We start from the raw sequence: 5,285 nt of genomic DNA, 5'->3' as shown, positions 1-5,285 counted from the left end.
TTAAGACTAAGATGTGCGTATTTAAATAATGAGATTAAAATGAGTAGTTATGCTTAGTTAAAAAGCGGGATGCTCCCGTTTCCCCGTCACTCACCACAGCCGTAAATTTACTCTCAATCCGCTGTGCAAAGTTCGAGCGCGTAAAATCATCGGTAGGGCCGCCCGCAGTGCAAATAACCGGTAAACCGCAAGCTGCAGCTTCCAACACCGGCAGATTAAAACCTTCTGCCAAATAGGGAGAAACATAAACATCTGCTGCTTGGTAAAACTCTGCTATTTGAGCAAAAGATAGCTGGCTACCAGTATAAATTAATCTCGGTAAAACCCTCGCTCTTTCGGCATCGTTGAGCACAACTCGGCAGGCTTCGGCAATCTCGTCTCTGGACGGATAAAGCACTTCTGAACCTTTTAAAACTAATCTCGCATCTGGATATTTGTCAACTACCGCAGCGAAGGCTTTTAATAAAGGGCGAATACCTTTGCGATCGGTTTGCCCTCCGATGTTTAAAAATATAAAATAGTTTGACCAGCCCAAGCTTTGGCGCAGTGATTGACGCCGATCGCCCGCCGCAGGATAATAAATCTGAGGATCGACTCCCAAAGGTACAACGGCAATGCGATCGGCTTCCACACCGCTGCGAATTAAGCCAGCTTTTGACCAAGCTGAAGGTGTAATAATTTTCGTTTCTGAGTTAACCGGAGTTTCGGCGATCGACTTAACACCCATGGCCTGTAATAATGTACTGGTAACAATCCCCCATTCTGTGGCTACAAATACCCAAGTTTGAGCGCTGCTGGATGCCGAGAAGTCCCACGGGCAGTACATTCGCAGGGTAACATCGGCTGATTGATTTACCGAAGGGCTCTTAATGCTGCGGAGTAATATTTCATTTGGGCGATCGAACAAACTAATTTTCGTCTCCCAAGCTGCGTCAATGTAGGGCATATCGCGGTGGAAAAGCTCAATTTGTCCTGGCGGGCGAGCGAGCATTTCCAGCAGTTGAAATTGATTGGCTACGCAATAGGAATGATAAATAAAACGCCAGCCTTCAACAATAATCTGCAATTCAAAACTCCCGCTTTTGGAATTAAAAATTCACCTAATAATCAGAAATTGGTAATTAGTAATTAGCCAGCAGAAATTACCAATTACCGATTACTAATTACCAATTCCTTACTTAATCACTTGCCAATCCATAATCCGCCACTGTCCCTCTTGACGGATTAAGTCGTAGCGCACCCGCAGGTTTTCGTTGCGGGAAGAAACGAGCTGAGATCGATCGAACACTTCGGCTTTTTCCGCGACTTGGGCTTCTACTTGAGCGCGATCGGGATTAGTCGGATTCGTCTTAACTGCATCAACTTGCAGCTTGTGTACATAACGCTGGTGCGCGTTGTTTCGCTGTTGAGCTTCTGCCATCAATTGCCAGCGAGACAAAGCCGGTTCTGTCAGAACTTGCTTTAATTCTTCGACAGCGTGATTGGGGCCCAAAGCCGCTGCTTTCGCCGACAGCCAGCTTTGAACTATTTGTTCGGCTGATGCCTCAGTGATTTCTCCCGACACTGCGCCTGCAGCGGTCGGCTCTGGGGCCGCGGTCAAGGCTGGGATTTCTAGGGGCGGTTCTTCCAGGCGGACGAGGGCTTGCTCTCCTTGGAGGGATGGGCCCGATAGGGCTTGCATGGCGCTCGCCAACAGACTGAGTATTAACCACAGGAGTAACAGGCTCAGGACACCTGCGACTAGAAACAAAGCCAGCCTGTTTGGAGGCATGGACTTGACTTGGGCGGTAATTTCTGCTGCCTTGGTACGCGCTCGATCGACCAAATCGCCCTTGAGCCCATTGCCGCTTGCTCCGCTGCGCCCTGAATGTTGGCGTCTGCGTTGTTTGGAAGTCGATTCTGCCGGGTGTGGCACTGTCGCTATCGGGATAGAGACGGGGGCAACAGCGCTCGGCGCGGCCACCGTTGCCTGGGATTTCGCCCCCGATGCTGCGGTGGAAGCGTCGCCCGGTACGGGGGTCAAGGTGACGGTACTGGCTCCCTGCTTGGCTGTGGGTGGCTGTGGGGGTATGGCAGCGGGCGATCGGGCTGCTGTCGGTTGCAGTCGCCCTGGGGGCTTGCCGGAGCGGGGCTGCACGACGACCCATTCGTTGGCGGTTTCTGCGTCCTGTGGCAAAGCTTCTAGGTAAGCTTGTACTTTCGGGTCGGCAAAGTATTCTTTCAAGGACACAGACTCGTTGGCCAAGTCGCGGAAGTGGGGAAACACTTCTTCTTGTAGCCAATGTTCGGCGTACAAGCACAGTCCGGGCAACAAGTCGGGTGAATCTTGGGAATGTTCGCGAATGAATGCCAGGGGTTCTTTTTCCGAACTGAGTTCGAGGGAGCGGCTGGCTTCTTCTGTCTGGCCCAGCAGCAGGGAACAGACGGCTTTTTCCAGGTGAACGTCTTGGCGGCGACCGAGCTGCATCAGCATCAGCTTGGCCCGACGGATCATCGATGGCTGTCTGGCTGCAAATCCTTGGGCTAACAGGGTGTAGACCGAGAGGTAAGTGGCGACTGCGGAGGGGCGGCCGGCTTCGGCTTCAAATAGCGCCTGCTGCTCGCTGCTGGTTAGGTGTTTACGCATTTGCTGCACGAACCGGAGGAAGTCTTCTATTCCTAAACCCGATCGATCGTCTCCCGATCCGTCGATGCCGCCTCGTTCTTGAAGCATTTCTCGCAGGATTTGCAGTCCCCGACGACGCTCGGCGACTTTTTCTTCCGGGAGGGATAGTAGCTCTAAAATGTTGTACGGACGGAGTTTGTATATGTCGGCTTGCATTTCACCCCTCACGCTTGCAAATAGGCTTTCGCGCAGCAGCAATTCTTGACCTGCTTCTAATGATTTTGCGGCATTTTCGTACTGACCTTGCTGCCACTGTTCGCGGCCGAGTTCTAGACAGGCAAGGCTGACAGTTAAAACTATATCTGGCCGCACGAGCTGAGGGTCGCCGAAACGACCTTCTGCGATCGCGATGCTGCCATTGTTAAGATACGGGCGACCCAGCTTCTGTACGAGTTCGTATTCCCCCAGTTCTTGCAGTACGAGCAGGGCTCCTACGAATTGGTTGTCATCGATTTCAATACTTGGAGTGTGGGGGTCGGGAGCAGCATCTAAAGTCTTGGACTCTGGCGGAGCGGTTTCTCCTGCCTCTTGCAGGAAGGTGGCCGTGCCTGCTGAGGTTTTTGACCTCTGGTGCTTGGCTTCGAGTGCGGCTTCCGACTCTCGATCGTAAGTTTTGGCTAAAAAACTGGCATCGTAAGCTTTGCGCCCCTCTGAGTCTGACAGAACGGCGCAGGCTTCATCGAGCAGTTGTTTGCGGGCGACGATCGCAACTTCAGAATACTCCCTGCGCGGAAGCTGTAAAGTTCGATCGCGGTGAGCCTGCTGCAACTGTTCGGCAGTAGCTTGAATCGGTAGACCCAAAATCCGGTAGTAATCTAGTGGAATTAACACTCGTCCACTTCCCCAAAGCGCTAGCAACTGAATTAGCCTATCTTAAGTGAGATACTCCCGCAAACCCAATCAAAAATTCTGGTGTTGGCTTCCAACCGCTCAATTCACGGTATCTTGGACTTGCCGTAGAGATACTCTGACTTTTTTCCCTCTACAGCGTTTTACAGTGAGGAAAATGCCACGCCCCACTGCCCGTCAGCTACCCGTCAGCTAAAGGAGTGGTTTGACTTGCAGAGCATTATTCGGGTTTGAGAGTAATGGAATTATATCATTTGTTGGCATCGGTTTTAGATGGGAGTTGGTTCTCCAAGTCCCGGCAAGCCGCTCCGCCTGCCAAACTCATTTTAACAATTGCTGAGCTGCTGTACAAAAAAGGTGCGATCGTTTTCTGCTGCGGTTGTGTCCCATCTCGGTTTAAATTTAGATGTCTAGGAAGCCGATCGTCGGGTATTAATTATTTATGGTTCAGGAACGGACTTTACCAGTTTTTGACGCGCAAAGCGTAAACATTTCTCGGGATGAGGGCTTGATGCTCTACGAGGATATGGTCTTGGGGCGCTATTTTGAGGACAAGTGTGCTGAGATGTACTACCGGGGCAAAATGTTTGGTTTTGTCCACTTGTACAACGGTCAGGAAGCTGTGTCTACTGGCGTGATTCGATCAATGCGCCGGGATGATACCGATTACGTCAGCAGCACCTACCGCGATCACGTTCACGCTTTGAGCGCGGGCGTCCCGGCGCGGGAGGTAATGGCGGAGTTGTTCGGGAAGGAAACTGGTTGCTCGAAGGGCCGCGGCGGTTCGATGCACATGTTTTCGGCAGAACACCGACTGTTGGGAGGTTATGCTTTTGTGGCTGAGGGAATTCCTGTAGCTACGGGGGCGGCTTTTCAATCGAAGTACCGTCGCGAAGCTTTGGGCGATGAGAGTTCCGATGGGGTAACTGCTTGTTTTTTTGGCGACGGTGCTGCCAATAACGGTCAGTTTTTTGAGTGTTTAAATATGGCGGCTTTGTGGAAGTTGCCGATTATTTATGTTGTGGAAAACAACAAATGGGCGATCGGGATGGCCCACGAGCGAGCTACTTCTGACCCGCTGATTTACAAGAAAGCTCATGCTTTTGGCATGGCTGGCGTCGAGGTTGACGGGATGGATGTTTTGGCGGTGCGGGAAGTGGCGAAGGAAGCTATAGCGCGGGCGCGCGCCGGCGAAGGGCCCACTCTGATCGAGGCTTTGACTTATCGCTTTCGCGGGCATTCTTTGGCCGATCCTGATGAGTTGCGTTCTAAAGAAGAGAAGGAATATTGGTTCCCTCGCGATCCGATTAAGAAGTTGGCTGCTGATTTGATCGATCGAACTTTGGCAACTGCTGAAGAATTGAAAGAGATCGATAATAAAATTGAAGCAGTAATTGATGATGCAGTCGATTTTGCGGAGAAAAGCGCTGAGCCAGATCCTAGCGAATTGTATCGGTTTATCTATGCAGAAGATGAGTAAGCAGTTGTGCATTTAACTTGTATGTTTAGGGCGGGCAGGATGCCCACCCCACAAGAGTGATAGCTCCCCGTAGGGACACAGGCTAAAGCCTGTGTACCTACGGCACTTCCTAAACCTGCAATACCCTGTAAGACTTACGTACAAACTCTAGTTGTAGTATATGCACTGCGAACCTTACTACCATAAATTGTGGCTAGAATCAAAGGTAGACTTTATACAGCACTTTGCGTGACTAAAAGGTACAGTAACAGCAGTGAGCAAAATAATTTTCGATTTGCTTACTTGAACATA

General features: G+C 50.9%; 3 protein-coding genes. 1 reads left to right on the top strand and 2 read right to left on the bottom strand.

Going from position 1 to position 5,285, the window contains the following annotated elements; all coding sequences use genetic code 11:
* Positions 1-34 precede the first annotated feature (34 nt).
* Both QUA23_RS30445 and QUA23_RS30440 read right to left on the bottom strand, forming a co-directional pair.
* Complete coding sequence (locus tag QUA23_RS30445) at positions 35-1,066, bottom strand: glycosyltransferase family 4 protein (RefSeq protein ID WP_333079610.1); 1,032 nt, start codon at positions 1,064-1,066, stop codon at positions 35-37.
* 108 nt (positions 1,067-1,174) lie between these two features.
* On the bottom strand, positions 1,175-3,496 hold the full coding sequence (locus QUA23_RS30440) for an IMS domain-containing protein (RefSeq protein WP_333079609.1): 2,322 nt from the start codon (positions 3,494-3,496) through the stop codon (positions 1,175-1,177).
* Between the two features lie 460 nt (positions 3,497-3,956).
* On the opposite strand from QUA23_RS30440, the gene pdhA reads away from it, so the two are divergent.
* The gene (pdhA, locus tag QUA23_RS30435) at positions 3,957-4,994 is read left to right on the top strand and encodes a pyruvate dehydrogenase (acetyl-transferring) E1 component subunit alpha (protein WP_333079608.1); all 1,038 of its coding nucleotides are present in this window, start codon (positions 3,957-3,959) and stop codon (positions 4,992-4,994) included.
* Positions 4,995-5,285: the final 291 nt, after the last annotated feature.

The sequence above is a fragment of the Microcoleus sp. Pol1C5 genome (assembly GCF_036701115.1).
Taxonomy (GTDB): Bacteria; Cyanobacteriota; Cyanobacteriia; order Cyanobacteriales; family Microcoleaceae; genus Microcoleus.
The sequence above is the reverse complement of the archived record's forward strand: the minus strand, read 5'-3'. Positions and strand labels throughout refer to the sequence as shown.